We start from the raw sequence: 21,619 nt of genomic DNA on the forward strand, positions 1-21,619 counted from the left end.
TTTGTTTTCTTGAGCGCCCGAAGACACTCCGCGCACGACGTTTTTGCCCCGATGCCCACGTCCACCCAACAGCTTCGGGTTCGTCCGAAGAGGAACCGTCTTGCCGAGCGGGTCATAGTGCCCGCGCCCATCCTGCATCGGGAGCCCCGGGGCGCCGGGGTGCGTTACTTCCCCGGCGGCGCAGGCGCCGCCCAGACCTTCATGCAACGGACGCTCCGGAGCATCCCTCTCGAAGGCGGTCCATACAAGATGGGGGCTCAAAGGTGGGCGGGGATAAGTTTTTTTGCGGAAACCGCGTTTGCCGCTTGAGCCGATGGTGCTGCGACACCGATAGTATCAGCCCGGGATTTACAGGGGCTCCACAGGCCGATGCCATTCAGCAGGAATTTTCCCCGGCCGGCTCGCGAAGGATCCGTATGACGCGCGCCCTTTCCAACGAACCTCATTCCTATCGGGCCGACTCTGCCGTTCCGCCTTTCGAAGACCGGCAGCCGGTGACCGTCATGGATGGTGAATGCGCGCTGTGCTCGGCGGGTGCGCGTCTGATCGCCCGGTTCGACAGGAGCGGGGAGGTTCGGATCTGCCGGGCGCAGACCGAACTCGGACGCGCCCTGCTCCAGCATTACGGGCTCTCGCCCGACGATCCGGAGAGCTGGCTCTATATTGCCGACGGGCGCGCCTATACGTCGCTCGACGCGATGATCCGCGTGGGCGCGCGCATTGGCGGTGCCGGAAACCTGCTGCAGCCGCTGCGGCTTCTGCCGCGCGCCGTGCAGGACTGGTTCTATCGGCGGCTTGCCCGCAACCGGTACCGGCTTTTCGGCAGAACCAATATGTGCGAGATCCCCGATCCGGCGCTGCGGGCGAGGCTGATCGAATGAAGGTCGTTGTCCTTGGCGGCTATGGCGTCTTCGGTTCCCGGCTTGCCGAACTTCTGGTCCGGGACGGCCATGACGTCGTGATCGTCGGACGAAGCATCGGGAAGGCGCGGGCGCTGGCCCAAAAACTTGGCTGCACCGCGCTGGCGCTGGATTTCCATGCCGATCCGGCGGCGCTCTTCACTGTGTCGCCGGACGTCGTCGTCGATGCCGCCGGGCCGTACCAGGCTTATGGACGCGATCCCTATATCATTCCGCGTCTCTGCCTCGCGCATCATGCGGATTATCTCGATCTTTCGGACGATGCCGGTTTCACCGCCGGACTTGCCGTGCTCGGCGAAGAAGCGCGCAGGCGCGGGCGGCGGCTGCTTTCCGGCGCGTCGAGCGTGCCCGGGATTTCGTCGGCCGTCGCCGCCGAACTCTGCGCCGGGCTCGACGAAATTCTCCTGATCGACACGGCCATCCTGCCGGGCAATCGCGCACCGCGCGGGCGATCGGTGATATCAAGCATTGTTGGCCAGCTCGGAACCACGAACCGCGTCTGGCGCGGCGGGATGTGGCGCGATCAGCGCTGTTGGGGCGACGCAAGGCGGGTGCGCCTCGCCCCTGACCTCGAGCGCACCGCCTATTTCATCGAGGTGCCCGACATCCGTCTGTTCCCGGCGTTCTTCGGGGCGCGGTCGGTCATGTTCCGGGCCGGCCTGGAACTCAGCATCCTCAACATGGGCATGCGCGCCGCGGCGTTTCTGCGGCGGCGCTGGATGTTCGAGGTTACGCCGCGGTGGGCGGAGCTCTTCCGGCGGTTCGCCAATCTCTTTCTCGCCTTCGGAACGGATCGCGGCGGGATGCGGGTTGCCGTCACAGGGCAGAGTGGCGATGCAGCGATCCGGCGCGAATGGCGCCTGATCGCGGAAGCCGGAGACGGCCCCTACATTCCCACGGTTGCCGTGCGTGCCCTGATCCGCCGGCTGGACCGCGTGCCGCCCGGCGCAAGGCCCTGCCTGGCGGAAACGACGCTGCGGGAGATCGAGGAGGCGATGTCCGATCTCGCCGTTTCGACCGACACCGCGGCGCTCCCGTGTCCGACGCTTTTTCAGTCGGCGCTGGGCGACCGGTGGCCGCTCTTGCCGCCCGCGGTGCGGGCTCTGCACAGCGTTCAGGACATCGAGAGCTTTTCCGGCACGGCACAGGTGACGCGCGGAAGCTCGATGATCGCGCGCTTCGCCGCATGGTTTTTCGGCTTTCCGTTGGCGGCCGAGGCTGTGCCGCTGACGATCACGAAGACGCGCGTTGAGACCGGCGAAATCTGGGAGCGGAATTTCGGCGGCCGCGTCTTCAGGTCCCATTGCACGCCGGCGCCCGCGCCTTATCGCTACCGGGAGCGCTTCTGGCTCTTCAACTACGAACAGGAACTTCCGGTGGCGGATGGCTGCATGGGATTGCCGGTCCGCTGCGGCTGGTTCCTGGGTGTGCCGCTGCCGGGCTTTCTTTTGCCGACGAGCGAGAGCCGGGAATATGCCGTGGACGGAGAATTCCACTTCGATGTCGCGCTCGGCGCGCCGTTCGGCGGCGGCTTGATCGTGCGCTACAGGGGGCGGGTGAAGCCGGATCGGGAGAAGCCGTCTTTCCCTTGATCCGTTTTGTGCCCGTCATAAGGGTCGAAAAAGCCCGCGCGGTGAGGCGCGGGCTTTGATGTATCCAGCTTGTGGCTCCCCCGCCCCGAAAAATCCTGCCGGATTTTTCGACCCTCCCCGAGGGGAGGGTGGGAAGGAGCGTTTGTTGCCTAGTTCCGCTCGCGGCGGGCCAGGAAAGCGAGGCGTTCGAAGAGGTGGACGTCCTGCTCGTTCTTCAGGAGCGCGCCGTGCAGCGGCGGGATCAGCTTGGTCGGGTCCTTCTCGCGCAGCGTCTCGGCCGAGATGTCTTCCGACAGCAGCAGCTTCAGCCAGTCGAGCAGTTCCGAGGTCGAGGGCTTCTTCTTCAGGCCCGGCACTTCGCGGATCTCGTAGAAGATCGACAGCGCTTCCTGCACCAGCTTGCCCTTGAGGCCGGGGAAGTGGACGTCGATGATGGCGCGCATCGTGTCTTCGTCCGGGAACTTGATGTAGTGGAAGAAGCAGCGGCGCAGGAAGGCGTCCGGCAGCTCCTTTTCGTTGTTGGACGTGATGATGACGATGGGGCGGATTTCGGCCTTGATGGTCTCGTTGGTCTCGTAGACGTAGAACTCCATCCGGTCGAGTTCCTGCAGCAGGTCGTTCGGGAATTCGATGTCGGCCTTGTCGATCTCGTCGATCAGCAGGATCGGGCGCTTCTTGCGCTCGAAGGCTTCCCAGAGCTTGCCCTTGGAAATGTAGTTGCGGATGTCCTTGACGCGCTCGTCGCCGAGCTGGCTGTCGCGCAGGCGCGAAACGGCGTCGTATTCATAAAGACCCTGATGCGCCTTGGTGGTCGACTTGATGTTCCAGGTGATGAGCTCGGCATCGATCGCCTTGGCGATTTCCTCGGCCAGCACGGTCTTGCCGGTGCCGGGTTCGCCCTTCACGAGAAGGGGACGCTGCAGCGTGATCGCCGCGTTGACGGCGACGCGCAGGTCTTCTGTGGCGACGTAATCTTTCGTTCCCTCAAACTTCATGGATATGGCTTTCCTCTGGCCGCGCGCCGCGGCCGTTACCGAATGGCTGAACGCGAAGGAACCTAAAGGCTGGCCCGGCGGGGTTCAAGGAAAAGGCCGCGCCTGCCGCCGACGCCAGGGGACGACAGGCCCGAACGGGCCGGCCGGACCCCGGGCGCTGCCCTTGCGGCAATTTCTGCCGGGCAGGGGGCAGGGGCTGCTGAGCGCCGCGTTGGTTAATAAATTGTAACCTGTTGATTTTATTCAATAAACAGGATGGCCCGCTCCTTGCTCCCCTGCTGGCAGCACGTGTTCCGCAGAGCCCCTGCCGGAACCCACCGCATGGAGAAGAGCCCATGAGTTTCTTTGGATCGATGACCACCGCCATTACCGGCATTCGCGCCCAGTCGAGCGCGCTCGGTCACATCTCGGACAACATCGCCAATTCGCAGACGGTCGGCTACAAGCGTACCGATACCAGCTTCCAGGACATCGTCACCGCCTCGTCGAGCCGCAACCATCTGCCGGGCGCGGTTCTGGCGGCGCCGGCCTTCACCAATTCGGTGCAGGGTTCGATCGACGCCTCCGAGGTGCCGACGCATATGGCGATCAACGGCGAAGGCTTCTTCATCGTCTCGTCGACCATCGCGACCGTCGATAACCAGCCGGTCTTCGACAACGTCAACTACTATACGCGGCGTGGCGACTTCACGATGGATCGTCACGGTTATCTCGTGAACGGCGCCGGCTATGCGCTGCAGGGGCTTACCATCGATCCGATCACCGGCAATCCGGTGGGCGACACGCCGGGCCGCATCCAGGTCAACCGCGACTTCCTGGCGGCGCGACCGACGAATTCGATCAGCTACACGGCCAACCTGCCGGCCTGGCCGCAGACGGTCAATGCCGATCCGGACATCGCCGACAGCGAATTGCTGACCGTCGGCCGCTTCACGCCGCCGCTCGCCGATCTTTCGGCGATCCCGGCCAGCGGCGAAGACATTTTCCTCGACAACTCGCTGTCGGGCGGCGCCATCACCGGCTACGACACGCTGGGCGCGCCGGTCAACATCCAGCTGCGCTGGTCGAAGGTCGACAATACGGCCGGCGGCGGCGACGAGTGGAACCTGTTCTACAAGACCGACGACGCGGCTGTGGGCGCTGCCGACAAGTGGGTCAATATCGGCCAGTCCTATGCTTTCGATGCGCAGGGCCGCCTGAGCCCCTCGGTCGACTCGACCACGATCACCGCGCTGACCGTCAACGGCATCAATCTGGGTGACGTCACGCTCGATCATGGCGCGTCCAACATCACGCAGTTCCAGAGCAGCAGCGGCGCCGTCGCGGTCAACACGATCGACCAGAACGGCTATCCGTCGGGCGAGCTCGTCAGCATCGCCGTCTCGGAAAACGGCCGCATCGCCGGCACCTATTCCAATGGCAAGACGGTCGACATCGCCGAAGTCTCGCTCGCCAAGTTCAATGCGCCCGACAAGCTGAAGAAGCTCGACGGCACCGCCTTTGCGGCGACACAGGAATCGGGCGAGGCCATTCTGGGCGCCGGCGGCGACATCATCGCTTCGGCCCGCGAGGCCTCCAATGTCGATATCGCGGACGAGTTCTCGAAGCTGATCGTGACGCAGCAGGCCTATACGGCCGGCACGCGCATCGTGACCACGGCCGACGAACTGATCCGCGAAACGCTCAACATGAAGCGCTAACAGAGACGGCGGGCGTCCCGTAGACGGGGCGTCCGCCGCCAAGGCCCCCGTCCCCGTTTTCAGGTTGCCAGATGACCCTTTCTTCCGCACTCGGCGCTGCATTGAGCGGATTGAACGTTGCCCAGTCGGGGATCGACGTCACCGCCCGCAACATCGCCAATGTCGGCACGCCCGGTTATACGCGCAAGGTGCCGTCCCAGGTCAATGCGCTGGCGGGCGGCGAGGGCATCGGCGTGCGGCGCGAAGCGGCGCAGCGCCAGATCGACGAATTCCTGCAGCAGCAGATGCGCGTGGCGTCGGCCGGCGCGGCGGGCCTCAATGTCAAGACCTCGATGCTCGGCCGGGTCGATGCCCTGTTCGGCGATCCGACCTCCAACGCCTCGATCGCCGGTTCAATCAGCGCGCTGGCGACCGCGCTGCAGGAACTGGCCGGCAGCCCGGAGGCGCCGGCGGCGCGGCAATCGCTGCTCAACCAGGCCGGCAATCTGGCGTCGCAACTCAACACGATGTCGCAGACCGTTCAGGACATGCGGCTCGAAGCCGAGCGCAATATTGCCGCCTCGGTCGAATCCGCCAATGCGCTGCTCAAGACCATTGCCGAGGTCAACAACCAGATTTCACAGCGCCAGGCGTCGAACCAGCCGGTCGGCGACCTGCAGGACAAGCGCGACATGGCCATCGACGAGCTGTCGCGGCTGATGGATGTGCGCGTCACCAATCGCGACGACGGCACCGTGACGATCTTCACGTCGGGCGGCCAATTGCTGCTCGACCGGACCGCGGTCGAACTGAGCTTCGACGAACATACGCAGATCGACGCGACGTCCTCGCGCGAGAATGGCGGTGTCGGCACGATCACGCTGACCGCAGGCAGCACGACCATCGACCTGCTGGCGGCCGGTGCGATCCGATCGGGCGCGATCGGGGGCTATATCTCGATGCGCGACACGGTGCTGCCGCAGGCGCAGGCGCAGCTGGACGAGCTGGCCGCCCAGCTGGCCCTTGCCCTGTCGCAGGAAACCATGCCGGGCGAAGCCGTTGTGGACGGCGCCGCGGCGGGTTTCGAGTTCGACACGGCTGCAATGTTGCCGGGAAATTCGATGACCCTGACCTATACGGTCGGCGGCATTCCGAACACCGTGACGATCATGCGCGTCGAGGATCCGGCGACGCTTCCGCTGAGCAATGCGGCGACGGCCGATCCCAACGACACGGTGGTCGGGATCAATTTCAACCAGCCGATGGCTGCCGTCATTGCGGATCTGCAGGCGGCGCTGCCGCCGGAAGTCGTGGTGTCGAACCCATCGGGCGAGGTGATCCGCTTCCTCGATGACGGGCTTGCCGGCACCAGCGACATCGATGCGCTGTCGGCCGTGGTGACGCCGGCCGGGCTTGCCGACGGCACGACCGGCATGGCGCTGTTCGTCGACGGCCCCGGGGGCACGATCTTCTCGAACAGCCTCGACAACCCGCCGCAGAAGACCGGCTTCGCGCAGCGCATCCAGGTCAACCCGGCGGTCATTGCCGACGATACGCTGCTTGTGGCCTATGACACGGACGTGCCGCTGGGCGATTCGACGCGGGTGCACGACCTTCTCGAGCGCCTGACCGGGGAGAGCCGCTACTTCTCGCCGGAATCGGGCATCGGCGGCGCGGCTTCGCCCTTCAACGGGACGATCGACAGTTTCGCGCGGCGCCTGGTTTCGTTCCAGTCGTCGCAGGCGGCCAATGCCCAGCGCGACGCCGAGGCGCAGCAGATCGTCGCCTCGTCGCTTGCCGACCGTTTCGATGCGCAGACCGGCGTCAATATCGACGACGAGATGTCGAATCTTCTGCTGCTGCAGAACGCCTATTCGGCCAATGCGCGCGTCATCACCACCGTCAAACAGCTCTTCGATGTCCTCATGAGCATCGGCAGGTAGTCACATGCAGGTATCTTCGCTTTCCCAGTCCCTGGCCCTGCGCAGTTCGATCAACTCGATGCGGGCCCAGTTCGACGATCTGCAGCGCCAGCTTGCGACCGGCATCAAGGCCGATTCCTACGCCAAGCTCGGCACCGACCGGAACATGGTGCTGTCGCTGTCGCATCAGCTGAGCCAGTTGCAGACCTATACCAACACGATCTCGCAGACGATGATGCGCGTGGAGGTTTCGTCGGATGCACTGACGCGCGTGGCCCAGATCGCCAGCAGCATGAAGACGACCAACATCACCAGCGGCTTCGAACTGGTGAACGGGACGCAGACCAGCGCCCAGGTGACCGCGGCGATGCAGTTCGACGAGATCATCAATCTGCTCAATCTCAAGGTCGAGGACCGCTATCTCTTCGGCGGCCGCGACACGCAGACGCGGCCGGTGGCCGTGCCCGATGCGATGCTGAACGGCACCGGCGACAAGGCCGGCCTCAAGCAGTTCGTCGACGAACGCGCCCAGGCCGATCTCGGCGCCGATGGCCGGGGCCGGCTGGCGCTCAACCTGGCGGGCGCAACGCTGACGCTGTCGGAAGATGCCGCGCCCAGCGTGTTCGGGTTCAAGCTCGCCGCCGCCGGTTCGACGCTGAGCAATGCGACGGTCACCGGCCCGGCCGGCATGCCCGCCGCAATCGACGTCGATTTCACCGGCGTTCCCCTTGCCGGCGAAAGCGTGACTCTCGATTTCACGCTGCCCGACGGCACGGCGACACGGGTGACGCTGACCGCGACCAGCGACAATCCGCCGGCCGCCGGACAATTCACCATCGGCGGCGATGCGGCGACGACCTCGGCCAATTTCCAGGCGGCGCTCGATACGGCGATCCAGAGCGAGGCCAACACGAGGCTGCGGGCGGCCTCTGCGGTCGAAGCGGCCAACAATTTCTTCGACTATGCCAATGGCGGCGCGCCGCAGCGTGTCGACGGGCCGCCCTTCGCGACGGCGACGGCGCTGCGCGATGCAACCGACGCCGATACGGTGTTCTGGTACAGCGGCGACCAGAGCGGCACGCCCGGCAACAACATGATCGCCAAGATCGATGACGGGCGGCAGCTTGCCTATGGCGCGCGGGCCGACCAGGCGGCGATCCGCGACACGCTGAAGGCGGCGGCGCTGATGTCGGCGGTCGAATACGGCGGCGCCGATCCGGAGGAAATCCATTCCTACCGTGCGCTGACGCAGCGCCTGGGGACCGTGCTCAATTTCGAGGGGACGTCCTCGGTCGAGAGCATCGTGACCGGGCTCGGCCTGACCGCGGCGACGCTGGCCAATACGCAGGACCGGCACGACAAGATGATGGCGACCGCCAACGAGATCCTGGGCGATATCCAGAATGCCGATCCTTACGAGGTCGGCGTCAAGCTGACGACGCTGCAGACGCAGCTCGAGGCGAGCTACCAGGTGACGGCGATGCTGTCGCGGATGTCGCTGGTCAATTATCTGTAAGGCGCTATGCAGTGACGAAAAGGCCCGCTTGCGATGCGGGCTATTTGTCGTCTTCTGATTCAATCCAAAATACAGGTGTCATCCCGGCACTCGTTGCCGGCAACTGTGTTGTTGGGTCATGTCTGGAACGCGGTTTTATCCCGGATGATGGCGTTTGCGGTGACGAGTATCTTCCTTGCAATGGCGATGAGAGCGACTTTGGGAGGCTTTCCGGCCTCGATCATTGCGTTGTAGATGCGTGCGAAGCGGTGCCTGGAACGGACGGCGGTGATGGCGGCCATGTAGAGGGCTTCGCGGACCCGCCGCCTGCCGCCCTTGATGACGCGTTTGCCGCGGAACTGGCCGCTGTCGACATTGAAGGGCGCGAGGCCGGCAAGGGCCGCGATGGTCTTTGGCGAGCGGGTGCCGAGTTCGGGCATGAGGGCGATGAGCGTCGCGGCAGTGACGGGCCCGATGCCGGGCACGGAACGCAGCAGGCGCTGGTCTTCGGTCAGCCGCTCGGTAGCATCGATCAGCGCGCGGGTCTGGCGTTCGATCTCGACAATGCGGGTGGAGAGCCAGGCGATATGAGCCTCGATGTCTTCGGCGATGGCGGGATCGTCGATGGCGGTGAGGCGCGTGCGTTCCTGCTTGCGCATGGCGACGAGCTGATCGCGCCGTTTGTGCAAGCGCGCCAGTGTCTCGCGTTCGGGCAATGGCGCGGGCTCGCATGCCGGACGGAGCGCCCGGGCCATGGCGGCGAGCATCTGTGCATCGATGGCATCGGTCTTGGCAAGGCGGCCGGTGGCGCGGGCGAAGTCGCGGGCGCGGGCCGGGTTGACGCGGGCAAACGGGATGGCGGCCGTTGTCAGCACCCGTCTCAGGCATGCATCGTAAGGGCCGGTCGCCTCGAAGAGCACCAGCATGTCCTTGTTCTTCCAACGTTCGATCAGCGGCGCCAGCGCGGCGGCCTCATTGGCGATCCGCTCGGACCTGCCGAGTGCCTCATCAAAAATGTCGAGATGGTCTTTGGAGATGTCGCAACCGACAAAGCCAGGTTGTATGGTCATGGGGCCTATCCCTGTGCTGCGAGGTCCGGTGGTGCGGCCTCGATCAACTGTTCAGGTTTGGGTACGCAGGAACGCGGGCGGGGATCCGTGCCGGGAAACGGTCTTCAAGACCGGGGACCCAACGATCTCCCGCCCGCACCCATCCTGACACATCCCCAACACACAGGGACCCACTCGCCTATCGGTTTAGTTTGTCGGTGAGATCGTCCCACTCGGAATTGTCACGCTCGATCTGACGAACCTTCCAGACACGCGGCCATTCCTTCATCGTCTTTTCGTGCTGGATTGCATAGCCGATGCCTTCGCGATGTTCGACGACGCGGCGTGCAATATCATTGGTGACGCCGATTTAAAGCGTTCCGTGCTTGCGGCTGGCGTGGATGCACACGAAGTAACTCATCCAATCGTGGCAAGGTGGATTGGGTCCCGGGGACAAGCCCCGGGATGACACTCCTATTTTTGGTTGAGTCAGAAGACGACAACAAGGGCCGGGAGAGCACTTTGTTTTTGGCAGAGGTTACGTCCGGCAATGACGCTTGTGGGGAGAGGCTGATGCCGTATTGCCGGTCCCGCAGGCGCCTCAGGGCTTCTGGTAGAGGCCGGCGGCGATTTCGCGGTTGATCATGATCAGCGTGTCGAGGAGCTGCGGCTCGGGCTCGCGGCTGGCTTCGATCTCGGCGGTGCGCTTGAAGATGAAGACCGCCAGGTTGGCGATGTTCTGCTTGATCTCGCGGGGCAGAGGATGCTCGAGTTCGGCGGCGGAAGCCGCGAAGACGGTCCAGATGCGGCGATTGTAGAGCAGGGCGTCGCGCAGGGTGCCGGATGTCTCGGCCGCCCAGTTGTCGCGAATGCGCTGCAGCTGGCCGGCGGCCCGCGTCAGGATCGATGCCTCGAATTCGCGCGGATCCGAAATCGTCATCCGCGACGCGTTGGCATAGGCCTCAAGCGGTTTTGACATTCTCCAGCAACCCCCGTTCGTACTCGATCAGTTTTCGAGCTTCCTTGAGAGCTTTATACATTTCGCCGGTTAAGATTTTGCTGTTGATGGCGTCCAGATACGGCATGGTCGAGGGGGCGGCTTCGGCGACATCCTTAACAATCTGGAAATACATGTCGTGATGCGGGCGCGGGTCGGGTGCCAGATACATCATCTGGACCAGCAGGTAGACGCGCTTGCAGGGCGTGTCGGCATCGCCCGCGCGCAATATGTCCTTTTCGCGCAGGATCGGCGCATCGCCCTCGATGAAAAGGCGCGTGCGCTGGTCGTCATTGGTGATGACGCTGTCGCCGAGGATGAAGCGCTCGCCCGGTTTCAGTTCGACCTTGAGTGCCATGCCGTTGCGTTCCCATGATATGCGCTGCGGAATCATGCGGAGTCTAGCGCGAATCGATGCCGGTTGGCAGGCCAATCGGGCTGGGCCCGAAAAGGAACGGCGGGGGCCAGGGCCCCCGCCGTCTTTGGTCGAGCACGGTTTCGCCCGAAGGCGGCGCCGCTTAGCGGAGCAGCGAGAGAACGCTCTGTTCCGACTGGTTGGCCAGCGACAGCGAGGTCGAGGCCAGCGACTGGCGGGTCTGCAGGGCGAGCAGGTTGGCCGCTTCGACGTTGGTGTCGGCCAGGGTCAGGTTGCCGGCACCCGCTTCCAACACGTTGATCATGTTGTTGGTGAAGTCCTGGCGGTTCTGCACGACCGAGAGGTTCGCACCGAAGGTCGAGGACTGCTTGCGGAGCGTCGAGGTTGCCGTGTTCAGCAGCGTGACATCGGCGTCGATGTCGGAGAAGGTCGTCTCCGTCAGGCCGAGACCCGACGCGTTGAACGTCACGCCCGTGATGTCCAGCTTGGACGTGCTGCTTTCGTTGAACATCACCGACAGGTTGTTGCCAGCCAGCAGGTTGATGCCGTTGAAGCTTGCGTCGGTCGACATCTGGTCGATCTGGGCCAGCAGGTTGTTGTAGTCGGTGGCGAAGGTCGACTTGGCTTCCGCCAGCGTCTCGCCGTTCTGGCCCTGCGTGCCGGAGGTGGCGATGCCGAAGCCGGCCGCGCCGGTGGCCGCCGCTGTGCCCGCGATCGTCAGGTTTTCACCCGAGGCGACCGAGAAGCTGAGGTCGCCGCCCGAACGTTCGACCGTCAGACCGGCCAGCGTGCCGCCAGCCGAGACGTAACCCGCGAGTTCGGTTTCGATGGCCGCGGCCGAAGAGGCGGCCGAAGCATAGGTCGCCGTGCCGAAGACAACGCTGACGGCGGACGCCGTGCCGATCTGGAAGGTGACCGTGCGGGCGCCGGCCGTGCCGGCGATCGCGGCCGCTTCGGCCGTCTTGTCGAGGGTTGTCGTCGTCGCCTTGGCCTGGAGGGCCTGGTTGGCAACCGACTTGGCCTGGTCGACCAGCTTCTGGATCGACTTGATGCCTTCATCGGCGGCCTTCAGCGTCTGCACGCCGAGGCTCATCGAGTCGAGCAGGGCGCTCATGTCCGTCGCACGGCTGGAAAGGCCGGCAGCGGTGAAGAAGGACTGCGGATTGTCGAGAGCGCTCGAAACCTTCAAGCCGGTGGCGAGGCGGTTCTGCGTCTGCGCCATCAACGATGCGGTGTTCTGCAGCGTCAGCAGGTTGGTACGCACTGCGCTGGAAATGGTGATATCACCCATAGTTCAGTTCCTTTCCTAGGACCTAGTTCGCCGGCTCTTTCTGAGCCATGACGGGATCATGCCGCCGTCTCCGTTAAGGGGCGGTAAAACGAGTCATTTTTTTTGTTATCATTCGAAAAATGTTTCCGATCATTTGAATAAAGTCCTTCGCGTTGCCCCAGTACGGGACGGACGAACGAAAAAGGCGGGTCCGCAGACCCGCCTTTGTCATCGAAGATTATTGTTGTCAGCGGCTAACCGAAGAGACGCAGCACGCCCTGTTCGGCCTGGTTGGCCAGCGAGAGCGCGGTGGTGCCGAGCTGCTGGCGCGTCTGCAGGGCCAGCATCTTGGCGCCTTCCTCATTGGTGTCGGCGACGGTGAGGTTCGATGCGCCCGATTCCAGCGTGTTGATCAGCGACTTGGTGAAATCCTGGCGGATCTGCACGACGCCGAGATTGGCACCGAAGGTCGAAGCCTGCTGGCGCAGCGTGTTGGTGGCGGCGTTCAAATTCTCGACGAAGGCCTTGATTTCGGCATCGGCCGCGAAGCCGTGATCGCCGGAGGTGTAGCCGACTTCGCCGATGTTCAGCGCGCCATCCGGTGTCAGGGTCACGCCCTGGATGTCGAGCTGGCTGGTCTGCTCGGTGTTGAAGAAGACGCTGAGCAGGTCGTTGCCCTTCAGCAGGTTGACGCCCTTGTAGCTTGCGTCGCCGGCCAACTGGTCGATCTGTTCGCGCAGATTGTTGAAGTCACGCTCGAACTTGTCGCGATTGACGCCGTCGGTCGCCGTGGTGCGGCTGCCGAGCAGGGCATCGAGAGCGACCGGCGTACCGCCGTTGTCGGCGGCGATTTCGATGTCGCGGCCCGTTGCGGCCGTGAACTGCAGCTGGCCGTCGGCATTGAGCGTGGCGGCAAGCGGTTCGTCGCCGTTGAAGGTTGCGCCGACCCAGTTCATCAGATCGGTCACTGTCGAGACCTGGGCACCGCCGGTGCCGATGGTGACAGCGTTGGTCACGTCGCCGACCGTGATGGTGATCTGATGGCCCGTGGCCAGATTGGCAAGGCTCGCCAGCGTGACGCCGCCGGTCAATGCCGTTGTCTGGTTGCCGGTCAGGACGGTTGCCTTGACCTTGGTTTCAAGCGCCTGGTTGGCGACCGCTTTCATGCTGTCGACCAGCTTCAGGATCGACTTGATGCCCTGATCGGCCGCTTCGAGCGTCTGTACCGCCTGGCCCATCGAGTCGAGCAGGTTGTTCAGATCGGACGCGCGGTTGTTGAGGCCCTGAGCCGTGAAGAAGGACGTCGGGCTGTCGATTGCGCTGCGGACTTTCAGGCCCGTTGCGAGGCGCAACTGGGATTCGTCGAGCAGCCTCGCAGTATTCTGCATGCTGAGCAGATTTGACCGGATCGCACCGGAAAGGACCACATCAGCCATTGTCTCTACCCTCCAGGGTTTGGCTCGGCCGTCTCATGGCGGCACGGGCACTACACTCGGCATTAATCATTAATTCGACGTAAACAGTCCTGACTGTCTTTCGATTTGACCGACGCACCGCCGATTGAAGGCCGTCTGTCTCTTCGCCGTCGAACCGGGGGCATTGGGCAATCTCTGTGACCGTTCCGCACCCGCGATTTCGTCTGCCTGCTTCTTCGCAAAGGCCGGGCCAAAAAAAACTGTATGAAAATCAATAGCTTAGTTCTGGTGCGGCCCGGCGGGGCTGGCAGGAACTGCCGCGAAGGGGAAAGTTTTGCCGGGCAGACGACGCTTCAGACAGCAAGAAAGGTGCGCAGTTCCGTCACGATGGGTTTCACGAAACCGGTGCCGGCGCCGCTATCGCCGATCGTGTAACAGCGCGTCTGCGGGAACCAGGGCAGGCGGCCGCTGCCGAGCATCGGCCAGTCGGTGCGCCTGTAGTGGAAGCAGGGACGGTTCAGGGCGCCGGTCATCATGGCCGGGAAGCTGGCCGGCGCGACCACGGCATCCATGCCGGCGGTCAGGGCGGCGACGCCTTCAAGATCGTCGCGCAGATCGAGGCCGGGCATGCGGTGCAGGGTCAGACCATGATCGCGCTGCAGGGCTTCGGCCTCGGCCGAAACGTCGGTGTATTGCAGATTGACGACGGCCGCGCCTTCGATGGCAAAGAGATCTTTCCAGTCGGCGAGCCTGGTGTAGTTGAGCGAACGGACATCGTCGACAGTGCCGGAAGTCCAGGAGATGCCGATCTTCGGGCCGGCGCCCAGCGTGTCGAGCCAGGCGCGGCATTCGGCGAGACGGGCCGGATCGGGCTGCAGCGCCGGGCCGGCATCGGGGAAGGCCGCGAGGCTGCGGCGCAACTGCGCGGCGACAAGGCCCGCCGGGGCAGTGTAGTCGAAATCGACCTCGCCGTAATTGCCGAGACCCGTCGAGGTCCATGTTTCGGCGCGCACCGTCGCCTGCGGCCAGGTTCGCTGGTAGAGGGAGACCAGGCGCCGTTCGGTTTCGATGATGACATGACCGGCGCGGGCGATCAGGTCGGTGTAGCAGGTCGAGAAGATCAAATCGTCGCCGAGGCCCTGTTCGCGCCAGACCATGATGGTCTTGTCCGTCAGATCCTGGCCTTCCCAGATCAGTCCCGGAAAGGGGCGCCAGGGCTGGCGCTGGCCGCAGGCAAAGCCGAAGCCGTACATGTCCCAGCCGGCCTCGATTTCGCCGACGGTCAACAGGGTGCGCGCGAGGTTCCAGCGGGCCGCATCGGATTCCGGGTCGAGGGTCAGCGCCTGTTGCAGCGCCGGCAGCGCTTCGCGGTGCCGGCCCATGATTTCGAAGAGCGCGGCAAGATTGGTCCAGGTCTGGGAGAGGTTCGGGTTGAGTTCGATGGCGCGGCGATAGCAGGCCAGCGCCTCATCGCGCAGCCGCGTTCCCGTCAGCATCTTGCCGAGATTGCCATAGGCCTTGGCCGAGTTCGGGTCGATCTCGATAGCGCGCGAGAGCAGATCGATGGCCTTCTGGATGTCGCCCTGGTCGCCGACGACATTGGCGAGGTTGATCAGCGACGACGACTTGTCAGGCGCGATTTCCAGTGCGCGCTCATAAAGTGAGCGGGCCTGCTGAAGATATTTCACGGTGGTGCAGAGACCGGCCAGATCGAAGAGCCATGCCTCGTCGCCCACAGGCGCATCAGCCGCGGCACGGTCGAGCGTCGCGATCGCTTCCTGCTGTCTCTTCTGTGCAATCAGGCATTGAGTCAGGCCGGTCAGGGCGCCCAGATGGCGCGGGTCGAATGCCAGGACCTTGCGGTAGCGCTGTTCGGCTTCGGCGAAGCGTTCGCGCGCCTGGAGGCGCTGACCCTGGGCAAAGCGCTTTTCGATGTCGTCGCCTGCCGCGACGCGCTGCTTCTTCAGTGCAGACATGCCGGCTGTCGCCCCCGTCTCCTGCCGTATCGGCCGATTGATGATCTATCTGCGCCCCAACGTGGTTACCACCGGGTTAACGGCGGCGGGCTCAGAAGCGGGCGTCGAGGGTCAAGGCAGCGGGCGTGGCGGCGTTGCCCGGGCGGCGGGCGGCCGGCGTGGCGTCGCGGCCATAGCCCAGCGTCGGCGCGGCGCGCTCATTCATGGCATTGGCGACCATGCGGATCAGGCCTTCGGAGACCGAACGCGCGGCGGTCAGCGCCTCGCCATTTTCGGCGAGGGCGCGATCGAGCTCGACCATCGCCGCTTTCAGTTTCGAGACGCGTTCGGCCGGGGCGCGGTCGATCAGGTCCTTGCGGCGGCGAATGGCGTCGCTGTCCATCGCGTAGTCGTTGGCGATGCGGATCTTGTCGGACTGCAACGCGGCCACTTCGGCCTGGGCACGGGCGCGCAGCAAGGCGGTTTCGCGCCGGACGATATCGGTCAGGGCGAGCGTCAGTTCGAGCATGCGCTCGACCAGATCGGCGGGGGCCAGCGTTTCGGCGGCGATGCGGCGGGCGGGGGCGGTCATCGGGGCTGCTCCTGCATCTTCAGAATTTCGCGATAGACGGAATCGGCCAGGCCGATGCCGCCGCCTTTTGTCATTTCGCGGCCATATTGCTCAACCAGCAGCGAGCGGAACATGCCTTCACCCGGACCGCCGCCAAAGGCGCTGTCTTCGCCGGTGCCCGCGAACATCGGCTGCAGCAGCACCGAGACGAACTGGGCCTCGAAGTCGCGTGCGGTTTCCCAGACACGCGGGTCGCGCGTTTCGGCGCCGCGCGGCGCCGGCGGCGCGGCAACGGGCTTGAGGGCCGGGGGCAGGGCGGCGATGTCCATTACATCACCTCGATTTCGGCCTGCAGCGCACCGGCCGACTTGATGGCCTGCAGGATGGTGATCATGTCGCGCGGGCTGACACCCAGCGCATTGAGGCCGTCGACGAGTTCCTTGAGGCTGATGCTGCCGTCGATGATGCCGAGCTGCCTGCCGCCTTCCTCGTCGACCTCGACGTCGGTACGCGGCACGACGACGGTGTCGCCCTGGGTGGCGAAGGGGTTGGGCTGGCTGACCTGCGGCGTCTCGTTGACCGAAATGGTCAGGTTGCCCTGGGCGATGGCGACCTGGCTGACGCGGACATCCTGGCCCATCACGATGACGCCGGAAGCCTCGTCGATGACGACGCGGGCGGCGAGATCGGGCTGGACGCGCAATTGTTCGATGTCGGTCAACAGGCCGACCACGCCGCCGCGATAGCCGGCCGGTACGGTGAGCTGGACGGTGGTCGGGTTGTCGGCGCGGGCGGTGCCGAGGCCGAGATAGGTGTTGATGGCGGCGGCGACGCGCTGGGCCGTGGTCAGATCCGGATTGCGCAGCGAAAGGCGCAGCGCGCGCAGATCGGCCAGCTGGAACTCAAGCTCGCGTTCGACGATGGCGCCATTGGCGATGCGGGCGTTGGTCGGCACGCCACGGACGACCGAGGCGCCTTCGCCCTTGGCCGCGAAGCCGCCGGTGGCGACCGAGCCCTGTGCGACCGCATAGACCTGACCGTCGGCGCCCATCAGCGGTGTCACCAGAAGGACGCCACCCTGCAGGTTGGTGGCATCGCCCAGCGCCGAGACCGTCACGTCGATGCGGGTGCCCTGGGCGGCGAAGGCCGGCAGGTTGGCCGAGACCATGACGGCGGCGACATTGGCGGTTTTCAGTGTCGTGCCGCGGGTGTTGACTCCGAGGCGCTCGAGCATGCCGATCAGGCTCTGCTGAGTGAAGGGGGCGTTGCGCAGCGTGTCGCCGGTGCCGTTGAGGCCGACGACAAGGCCGTAGCCGACCAGCATGTTGTCGCGGATGCCCTCGACATCGACGATGTCCTTGATGCGCGAGCTGGCCTGAGCCGCGACCGGCAGCGTGGCGGTCAGAAGGACGGCGGCAAGCAGGAGCGTCAGGGCGGCACGGAGATGGTGGGCAAGGAGCCGGAACATGGAACAACCGATCAATCGCTGCGATACGGCGTTCTTCTAGCGAAACACATGCCATGGCCGGTTTTCTCTCAAGCCATTGATTTGTATTGTGATTTTCTTGCGGATCGGCTGCCTGGCCGGTCCGGCGGGGCAGCTCCTGCCGCCGGGCGGCAATTCCTGCCGATGGCGCCTGGCGGCAGCGGGATATGCTTAACCCTGCCTTAAGACCTGCGCTTCATCCTTGTGGCCGACTACAAGGGACGGATGGTCCGGCCCCGGGGGAGCCAGATGAAGATCGGCAATACCAGAGCCACAACGCAGGGCGGCGGCGCCCGCAGCGGCCCGGTGCGCAGCACCGGGAGCGGCTTCGCACCGGCCGGCGCCGGGGCCATGCGGGGTGCGGCCGGCCTGTCGGGACCGGCCTCGCTTGGGGCTGTCGATGCGCTGCTGGCCCTGCAGGAGACCGGCGCGGCCGATGATGCGCTGCATGCGCCACGCCGCAAGGCGGTCGCCCGGGCCGAGGAAATGCTCGATATTCTCGATGACATCAAGCTGGCCCTGTTGATGGGCCGGGTGCCGAAATCCAAGCTTTCCCGCCTGCTTTCGGTCGTCGAACGGCAGTTGGGCGGGGTCGCCGATCCGGGATTGCGCGAGATTCTCGACCAGATCGAACTGCGGGCCCGGGTCGAACTTGCCAAGTTCGGGACCTATTCCTAGGGCCCGGGTTTCCGGGGCTTTTGCGCGCCTCCGTCGTGCCTCAGATTTCACAGATATTTCACCGATCCGGCAGGGCCGTCTCTGTTGAGAATCGTGTGACCGGTCGCTATAGTCCGGCCCGTTTCCGCAGGGGCTTGTGTCGAAGGAAGATTGTCGCGAATGGCTGTGCGTTTACCCAAGGGCTACATGCCGTCTGACGACGAGCCGTTCATGAACAAGCGGCAGAAGGAATATTTCCGCCGCAAGCTCGAAAATTGGAAAGAGGATATCCTCAAGGAGAACCGCGAGACGCTGCAGCATCTGCAGGATGACAGCGTGCAGCATCCCGATCTGGCCGATCGGGCCTCTTCCGAAACCGAACGCTCGCTCGAACTGCGTACCCGCGACCGGCAACGCAAGCTGGTCGCCAAGATCGATGCGGCCTTGCGCCGGATCGAGGAGGGGACCTACGGCTATTGCGAGGAGACCGGCGAGCCGATCAGCCTGAAGCGCCTCGATGCGCGGCCGATCGCAACGCTGTCGATCGAGGCCCAGGAGCGCCATGAACGGCGCGAGAAGGTCTATCGCGACGATTGATCTGTCGCTGTCCGACGAGAAAAACGCGGCTCCCGGGAGCCGCGTTTTTTGTTGGTGCGGATCTGGCGCGAGGTCAGAACGGCATCAGGATGTCGAAGAGCTGCTGACCGTAGCGGGCCTGCTGAACGTCGGAGATCTGGCCCTGACCGCCATAGGCGATGCGGGCTTCGGCGATCTGGGTGTGCTGGATCGTGTTGACGTTCGAAATGTCTTCGGGACGGACAATGCCGGTGACATCAAGTTCGCGGACCTCGAAATTCACACGTACCTGCTGGCGGCCGGAGATGACGAGGTTGCCGTTCGGCAAGACCTGGGTCACGACGGCCGCGACGGTAAGTTCGATCGTCTCCTTGCGGTCGACCGAGCCAGTGCCGGCGCTGGAACTGCTGGTGCCGAGGCGGGCCAGGTTGGCGTTGTCGACCGCATCGGGAAAGACCTTACCGAGATAGCTCTCATAGCCGAACAGATTGTCGATTCCGGCATCTTCCGAATTGGTACGGCTGCGCCTGGTCGAATTGTCGACCTTGGCGCTGTCGGTGATGTTGATCAGAACTGTCAGGATGTCGCCGACACGCGCGGCGCGCTGGTCGCGGAAGAAGGCACGCGAACCCGATCGCCAGAGCGAATTCGGCTGATAGACGACTTGCTCCGGTGCCGGCATCGGCATCGAGACGCGGGGTTCCACGGTGCCGACCGGCGCCATGTCGGGCGCCTTGCCGATATTGGCGATGCGGTCGGCGGTGTTGCAGCCGGCCAGCGTCGCAGCGACGAGGGCAATGGCAACGAGGCGGTAGGCGGAACTGACGAACATTGACTTGGCCTTTTCGGTCAGAGCTTCTGGTGTCGTGATCAGGAATTGCCAGCGGCGTCGAGGATCGCAGCCGCACGCGCGGCACCCGGCGCATCGATGCGGACCATGTTCGGACCCTCGATGATGCCCTGGATCGTCCGGTTGGAACGGCTGTTGAGGACATTCACCACGTCGCCGACAGCACCGCTGTCGAGCGCCCGTCCACGTGCCGTCAACGTCAGGGCACCGGATACGAATGTCATGTCGACCTGTGCCCCTTTCTCGACGACGAGTGGCGGGCGCATGTCGGAGATGCGCAACGGCTCGCCGGCCCGTGCCGGATTGCGCGGCGACATGCCGACAAGCTGGGGCAGCGAGGTGACGATGTTCTGGCTGACGCGTGTCGAGGGCAGGCGAATCCAGTCGATATCGTTCCGGCGCACGACATCGCCGGGCATGATGTCGCGCGTCAGTACCGGCACATCGAGCACAGGATAGGCGCGGCCTGCGATACGGCGCAGCGGGCTCAGCATGTCGCTGGCGGGCGCGCGGACGATGGCGGAAAAGGCGCCGCTGCGCGGATTGAAGGAAAGCTGCTCGACGTGAACACTGCGTTCGGCGTCCTCGGCGACCTGGATGCCGGCAATGCCACCGGCGAAATCGACCTGCAGGATCGCCGCCGAAGGCAGCGATGTGGACTGCGCTTCAATCGCACCCGCTATCGCCGCGGCGACTTCTTCTTCGGGAACGGAAAGACCGCTGCGGCCGACCACGACATGCGTCAGGCCTGCATTGTTGCGCCATTCGATCCCATTGCGCCGGGCAGCCAGCGAGATGCGAGACACCGAGATCTCGCTCTTGATGCCGGGGGCGGGCGCCTTGGCCACCACGACATGGGCGGCAGGACCCGCATCGTCGAAGAGATCGCCCAGCGTCACCGTTTCGCCGGTGACGGTGACCGCCGGGCGCAGTTCGGCGGCGATAGCGGCGCCGACAAGAAGCATCGCGGCGGTGAGGGTTCCGGTCAGGCAGGCGATACGCATGTACATTGTTCTCACCGCTTATTTGACGTTCGTGGCGACGGACATCATCTCGTCGGAGGCTGTGATGACCTTGGCGTTCATTTCGTAGGCGCGCTGGGCGCTGATCAGCGAGGTGATCTCGCCGACCGCGTTCACGTTCGACGTCTCGAGGAAGCCCTGAAGCACACCGCCAAAACCGGCATTGTTGGGCGTACCGATGAGCGGCGCGCCGCTCGCCGCCGTCTCGAGGAAGAGGTTGTCGCCCTGGGGGTCGAGACCCGCTTCGTTGGCGAAGTTCGCCAGTTCGATCTGGCCGACAACCTGAGAGGCCGTCTGGCCAGGAATCATGACCTGAACCTGGCCGTCGCGGCTGATGGTGATATCGGTCGCCTCGGCCGGAATCGTGATACCGGGGGCCAATGTGTAGCCGTCGGAGGTCACCAGCTGCCCGTCGGCGCTGATCTGGAACGATCCGGCGCGGGTATAGGCGTCTTCACCGCTGGGCAGTTCGACACGGAAATAGCCACGGCCCTGAATGGCAATGTCGAGCTTGTTTTCGGTATTGTCCATGTTGCCCTGCGTCATCACGCGGTAGACCGAACTGGTCTTGACGCCGAGGCCGATCTGCACGCCGGCCGGGACGATGGTGCCAGCATCGGACGAATTGGTGCCGACGCGACGCAGGTTCTGGTAGAGCAGGTCCTGAAACTCCGCCCGCTGACGCTTGAAGCCGCTTGTGCTCATGTTGGCGATGTTGTTGGAGATCACCTCGACATTGAGCTGCTGGGCCATCATGCCGGTGGCGGCGATGCTGAGCGACTGCATGAGACT

General features: G+C 64.5%; 20 protein-coding genes. 7 read left to right on the top strand and 13 right to left on the bottom strand.

Annotation, left to right across the window (positions count from 1 at the left end):
• Positions 1-416 precede the first annotated feature (416 nt).
• Positions 417-881 carry a DCC1-like thiol-disulfide oxidoreductase family protein gene (locus tag AAC071_RS08950; protein WP_339831813.1) on the top strand — a complete coding sequence of 155 codons (465 nt, stop codon included), beginning with the start codon at positions 417-419 and terminating at the stop codon, positions 879-881.
• Entirely contained in the window at positions 878-2,512 is a 1,635-nt protein-coding gene (locus AAC071_RS08955) for a DUF4166 domain-containing protein (RefSeq protein ID WP_339831815.1), read from the top strand. Before AAC071_RS08950 ends, AAC071_RS08955 begins: the two co-directional genes overlap by 4 nt.
• Positions 2,513-2,661: 149 nt before the next feature.
• Here the strand turns inward: AAC071_RS08955 and AAC071_RS08960 are convergent, their stop codons facing one another.
• Positions 2,662-3,507, bottom strand: coding sequence for a MoxR family ATPase (locus AAC071_RS08960; RefSeq protein WP_339831817.1), 846 nt, complete (start codon positions 3,505-3,507; stop codon positions 2,662-2,664).
• A gap of 335 nt (positions 3,508-3,842) precedes the next feature.
• On the opposite strand from AAC071_RS08960, the gene AAC071_RS08965 reads away from it, so the two are divergent.
• The 3 genes from AAC071_RS08965 (at position 3,843) to AAC071_RS08975 (ending at position 8,624) form a co-directional block, all read left to right on the top strand.
• A complete protein-coding gene (locus AAC071_RS08965; RefSeq protein ID WP_339831820.1) occupies positions 3,843-5,207 on the top strand; it encodes a flagellar hook protein FlgE in 1,365 nt (454 codons plus the stop codon).
• 71 nt (positions 5,208-5,278) lie between these two features.
• Entirely contained in the window at positions 5,279-7,129 is a 1,851-nt protein-coding gene (gene flgK / locus AAC071_RS08970; protein WP_339831822.1) for a flagellar hook-associated protein FlgK, read from the top strand.
• 4 nt (positions 7,130-7,133) lie between these two features.
• Positions 7,134-8,624, top strand: a complete 1,491-nt coding sequence (locus AAC071_RS08975) for a flagellin (protein ID WP_339831825.1) — start codon at positions 7,134-7,136, stop codon at positions 8,622-8,624.
• Positions 8,625-8,740: 116 nt separating this feature from the next.
• Here AAC071_RS08975 and AAC071_RS08980 read toward each other — a convergent pair whose 3' ends face one another.
• The 9 genes from AAC071_RS08980 to AAC071_RS09020 form a co-directional block, all read right to left on the bottom strand.
• Positions 8,741-9,673, bottom strand: coding sequence for an IS110 family transposase (locus AAC071_RS08980; protein ID WP_339831828.1), 933 nt, complete (start codon positions 9,671-9,673; stop codon positions 8,741-8,743).
• 580 nt (positions 9,674-10,253) lie between these two features.
• Complete coding sequence (gene flaF / locus AAC071_RS08985; RefSeq protein ID WP_339831831.1) at positions 10,254-10,631, bottom strand: flagellar biosynthesis regulator FlaF; 378 nt, start codon at positions 10,629-10,631, stop codon at positions 10,254-10,256.
• On the bottom strand, positions 10,615-11,007 hold the full coding sequence (flbT, locus tag AAC071_RS08990; protein ID WP_339831834.1) for a flagellar biosynthesis repressor FlbT: 393 nt from the start codon (positions 11,005-11,007) through the stop codon (positions 10,615-10,617). Before flbT ends, flaF begins: the two co-directional genes overlap by 17 nt.
• A gap of 160 nt (positions 11,008-11,167) precedes the next feature.
• The gene (locus tag AAC071_RS08995; RefSeq protein WP_339831836.1) at positions 11,168-12,316 is read right to left on the bottom strand and encodes a flagellin; all 1,149 of its coding nucleotides are present in this window, start codon (positions 12,314-12,316) and stop codon (positions 11,168-11,170) included.
• A gap of 233 nt (positions 12,317-12,549) precedes the next feature.
• Positions 12,550-13,731, bottom strand: coding sequence for a flagellin (locus AAC071_RS09000; protein ID WP_339831838.1), 1,182 nt, complete (start codon positions 13,729-13,731; stop codon positions 12,550-12,552).
• 332 nt (positions 13,732-14,063) lie between these two features.
• Positions 14,064-15,686, bottom strand: coding sequence for a tetratricopeptide repeat protein (locus AAC071_RS09005; RefSeq protein ID WP_339831840.1), 1,623 nt, complete (start codon positions 15,684-15,686; stop codon positions 14,064-14,066).
• Between the two features lie 91 nt (positions 15,687-15,777).
• A complete protein-coding gene (locus AAC071_RS09010) occupies positions 15,778-16,257 on the bottom strand; it encodes a hypothetical protein (protein ID WP_339831842.1) in 480 nt (159 codons plus the stop codon).
• Complete coding sequence (locus tag AAC071_RS09015; protein ID WP_339831844.1) at positions 16,254-16,565, bottom strand: rod-binding protein; 312 nt, start codon at positions 16,563-16,565, stop codon at positions 16,254-16,256. The genes AAC071_RS09010 and AAC071_RS09015 overlap by 4 nt, the downstream gene beginning before the upstream one ends.
• Complete coding sequence (locus tag AAC071_RS09020) at positions 16,565-17,704, bottom strand: flagellar basal body P-ring protein FlgI (protein WP_339831846.1); 1,140 nt, start codon at positions 17,702-17,704, stop codon at positions 16,565-16,567. Before AAC071_RS09020 ends, AAC071_RS09015 begins: the two co-directional genes overlap by 1 nt.
• Positions 17,705-17,971: 267 nt before the next feature.
• Between AAC071_RS09020 and AAC071_RS09025 the strand changes: the two genes are divergently transcribed.
• Positions 17,972-18,400, top strand: coding sequence for a flagellar assembly protein FliX (locus tag AAC071_RS09025; RefSeq protein ID WP_339831848.1), 429 nt, complete (start codon positions 17,972-17,974; stop codon positions 18,398-18,400).
• 159 nt (positions 18,401-18,559) lie between these two features.
• The gene (gene dksA / locus AAC071_RS09030) at positions 18,560-18,976 is read left to right on the top strand and encodes an RNA polymerase-binding protein DksA (protein ID WP_339831849.1); all 417 of its coding nucleotides are present in this window, start codon (positions 18,560-18,562) and stop codon (positions 18,974-18,976) included.
• 73 nt (positions 18,977-19,049) lie between these two features.
• On the opposite strand, the gene flgH is transcribed toward dksA, so the two are convergent.
• The 3 genes from flgH to flgG are packed head-to-tail and all read right to left on the bottom strand — an operon-like array spanning position 19,050 to position 21,613.
• Entirely contained in the window at positions 19,050-19,787 is a 738-nt protein-coding gene (gene flgH, locus AAC071_RS09035; protein ID WP_339831851.1) for a flagellar basal body L-ring protein FlgH, read from the bottom strand.
• 38 nt (positions 19,788-19,825) lie between these two features.
• Complete coding sequence (gene flgA, locus AAC071_RS09040; RefSeq protein ID WP_339831853.1) at positions 19,826-20,809, bottom strand: flagellar basal body P-ring formation chaperone FlgA; 984 nt, start codon at positions 20,807-20,809, stop codon at positions 19,826-19,828.
• Between the two features lie 18 nt (positions 20,810-20,827).
• Positions 20,828-21,613, bottom strand: coding sequence for a flagellar basal-body rod protein FlgG (flgG, locus tag AAC071_RS09045; protein WP_339831855.1), 786 nt, complete (start codon positions 21,611-21,613; stop codon positions 20,828-20,830).
• Positions 21,614-21,619: the final 6 nt, after the last annotated feature.

The sequence above is a fragment of the uncultured Parvibaculum sp. genome (assembly GCF_963975745.1).
In the GTDB taxonomy this organism is placed as follows: Bacteria; Pseudomonadota; Alphaproteobacteria; order Parvibaculales; family Parvibaculaceae; genus Parvibaculum.

Excerpts from the sequence above, each read along its gene's own strand:
- AAC071_RS09005 (WP_339831840.1), bottom strand. The coding sequence starts at position 15,686 with ATGTCTGCACTGAAGAAGCAGCGCGTCGCGGCAGGCGACGACATCGAA.
- AAC071_RS09000 (WP_339831838.1), bottom strand. The coding sequence starts at position 13,731 with ATGGCTGATGTGGTCCTTTCCGGTGCGATCCGGTCAAATCTGCTCAGC.
- AAC071_RS08965 (WP_339831820.1), top strand. The coding sequence starts at position 3,843 with ATGAGTTTCTTTGGATCGATGACCACCGCCATTACCGGCATTCGCGCC.
- flgA (WP_339831853.1), bottom strand. The coding sequence starts at position 20,809 with ATGCGTATCGCCTGCCTGACCGGAACCCTCACCGCCGCGATGCTTCTT.
- flbT (WP_339831834.1), bottom strand. The coding sequence starts at position 11,007 with ATGGCACTCAAGGTCGAACTGAAACCGGGCGAGCGCTTCATCCTCGGC.
- dksA (WP_339831849.1), top strand. The coding sequence starts at position 18,560 with ATGGCTGTGCGTTTACCCAAGGGCTACATGCCGTCTGACGACGAGCCG.
- AAC071_RS08975 (WP_339831825.1), top strand. The coding sequence starts at position 7,134 with ATGCAGGTATCTTCGCTTTCCCAGTCCCTGGCCCTGCGCAGTTCGATC.
- flgK (WP_339831822.1), top strand. The coding sequence starts at position 5,279 with ATGACCCTTTCTTCCGCACTCGGCGCTGCATTGAGCGGATTGAACGTT.
- AAC071_RS09020 (WP_339831846.1), bottom strand. The coding sequence starts at position 17,704 with ATGTTCCGGCTCCTTGCCCACCATCTCCGTGCCGCCCTGACGCTCCTG.
- flaF (WP_339831831.1), bottom strand. The coding sequence starts at position 10,631 with ATGTCAAAACCGCTTGAGGCCTATGCCAACGCGTCGCGGATGACGATT.
- AAC071_RS08950 (WP_339831813.1), top strand. The coding sequence starts at position 417 with ATGACGCGCGCCCTTTCCAACGAACCTCATTCCTATCGGGCCGACTCT.
- AAC071_RS09010 (WP_339831842.1), bottom strand. The coding sequence starts at position 16,257 with ATGACCGCCCCCGCCCGCCGCATCGCCGCCGAAACGCTGGCCCCCGCC.
- flgH (WP_339831851.1), bottom strand. The coding sequence starts at position 19,787 with ATGTTCGTCAGTTCCGCCTACCGCCTCGTTGCCATTGCCCTCGTCGCT.
- AAC071_RS08980 (WP_339831828.1), bottom strand. The coding sequence starts at position 9,673 with ATGACCATACAACCTGGCTTTGTCGGTTGCGACATCTCCAAAGACCAT.
- AAC071_RS08995 (WP_339831836.1), bottom strand. The coding sequence starts at position 12,316 with ATGGGTGATATCACCATTTCCAGCGCAGTGCGTACCAACCTGCTGACG.
- AAC071_RS08960 (WP_339831817.1), bottom strand. The coding sequence starts at position 3,507 with ATGAAGTTTGAGGGAACGAAAGATTACGTCGCCACAGAAGACCTGCGC.
- flgG (WP_339831855.1), bottom strand. The coding sequence starts at position 21,613 with ATGCAGTCGCTCAGCATCGCCGCCACCGGCATGATGGCCCAGCAGCTC.
- AAC071_RS09025 (WP_339831848.1), top strand. The coding sequence starts at position 17,972 with ATGAAGATCGGCAATACCAGAGCCACAACGCAGGGCGGCGGCGCCCGC.
- AAC071_RS09015 (WP_339831844.1), bottom strand. The coding sequence starts at position 16,565 with ATGGACATCGCCGCCCTGCCCCCGGCCCTCAAGCCCGTTGCCGCGCCG.
- AAC071_RS08955 (WP_339831815.1), top strand. The coding sequence starts at position 878 with ATGAAGGTCGTTGTCCTTGGCGGCTATGGCGTCTTCGGTTCCCGGCTT.